Here is a 1,437-nt window from a genome sequence, read left to right as displayed (position 1 = left end):
GCACTGGTCCCGCTGGCGCCGCCGACGCCAGCACCAGGCCCGGATCAGCCACTACAAAAGACGAGGCCACAGCCCAAGAGCTGAAGCCTCGTCACGGTAAACACCGTTGCAGTACTAGTTCACCAGGCCCGCCGCTGTCAGCGCAGTACCCATGCAGCTTCCGGTTGGCACGGGCCGCCTCGCTGATGTCGGCGGCATGGGTGTAGCAAGCGCCCTCACTTTCCTCCGGGGCGGCGTTCATCCGTGTGCCCAGGTCAGTTCGCACCCTCTCAGTACTCCCACGGCGAGACGGTGGCCGCCTACATCCGCGGCCAGCGGATGGCCGCGGCCCACCGCGACCTCGCCGACCCGGCGCTGCGCGCCCTGCCCATCCAAGCCGTCGCGGCCCGCTGCGGCCTGCTGCGCGCCTCCGACTTCGGTCGCACCTTCAAGGCGGTGTACGGGCTCAGCCCGCGCGAGCACCGATGGCGGATGCTGCGCGCCCCCGTGGAGATGAGACGGATAGCGAAGTGCTGGCGACGCAGTGCCAACATCCCGCCCGGCCTGCGACCTATGTTGGTGGACGGGCTCACGGGACATCACCAGAAACACGTGAGGTCCCGCTTCACCGGTCCGGGGGGTCAGGGGAGGTATGCGCGGGGGGTGGAGGCGTCCGCCCGCCGTGGTCCAGGGCTTCTCCGTGCCCGGCGCCCCGTGTCACGGGACGCAGCAAGCGCGACAGCAGAAACGCTTCGAGGGGGACACCAGATGTTGAAGGCACGTTTGACCGGCGCGACCGCGATAGCCACGGTCGCCCTGTCCCTGTTGTCCGTTCCGTCCGCTCAGGCGGTCGGCCGGCCGAACTTCCAACTTCCCGTCCCATGCGGGGAGAAGTGGACCGCGAGCACCTACGCGGGCCACAACCCGAACGGATCGGTCGACCTCAACCACTACCCGGGGGATGACTTCGGCCTCCCCGTTGCCGCCAGCGCCGACGGGACCGTCGAAGTCGCCGAGGCGGGCAGTTCGTGGGCCGGTACCCACGTACGGATCAACCATGGCGGCGGCTGGACCACGCATTACGCACACCTGTCCGCCCTCGACGTGTCGGTCGGCACCTACGTGAAGGCCGGTCAGATCGTCGGCCGCCTGGGCAACACCGGCAACTCGACCGGCCCCCACCTCCACTTCGAGGAGACCCTGAACGGAGTCGGCCAGCAGGCCACCTTCGACGGAGTCGCCTTCAACGGCGCCACGCAGGAGTTCACCAGCAAGAACTGCGGCCCGTCCAAGCAGCCCACGAGTGTGGGTGTGTATCGGCCGGGGGAGGCGTTGTTCGCGGTGGCTGATCATGGTGGGAGCCTGTTGGATTCGAGGATGTTCGGGAACCCGGGTGATGTGCCGTTGGTGGGTGACTGGAACGGGGACGGGAAGGACACGTTCGGTGTGTACCGTCCG

Annotated in this window: 1 protein-coding gene and 1 pseudogene; one reads left to right on the top strand and one right to left on the bottom strand. The window is 68.3% G+C overall.

The window, feature by feature from the left end; translation table 11 throughout:
* Positions 1–117 precede the first annotated feature (117 nt).
* Positions 118–256: pseudogene (locus ACFWP2_RS39590) on the bottom strand (dipeptidase); the annotation flags it as partial.
* 35 nt (positions 257–291) lie between these two features.
* Here ACFWP2_RS39590 and ACFWP2_RS39585 point away from each other — a divergent pair.
* On the top strand, positions 292–1,437 hold a 1,146-nt coding region (locus tag ACFWP2_RS39585; RefSeq protein ID WP_380460979.1), incomplete at its 3' end, for a peptidoglycan DD-metalloendopeptidase family protein.

It is taken from the genome of Kitasatospora sp. NPDC058444 (assembly GCF_042721415.1).
Taxonomy (GTDB): domain Bacteria; phylum Actinomycetota; class Actinomycetes; order Streptomycetales; family Streptomycetaceae; genus Kitasatospora.
This window is presented reverse-complemented; position numbering and strand designations above follow the sequence as displayed.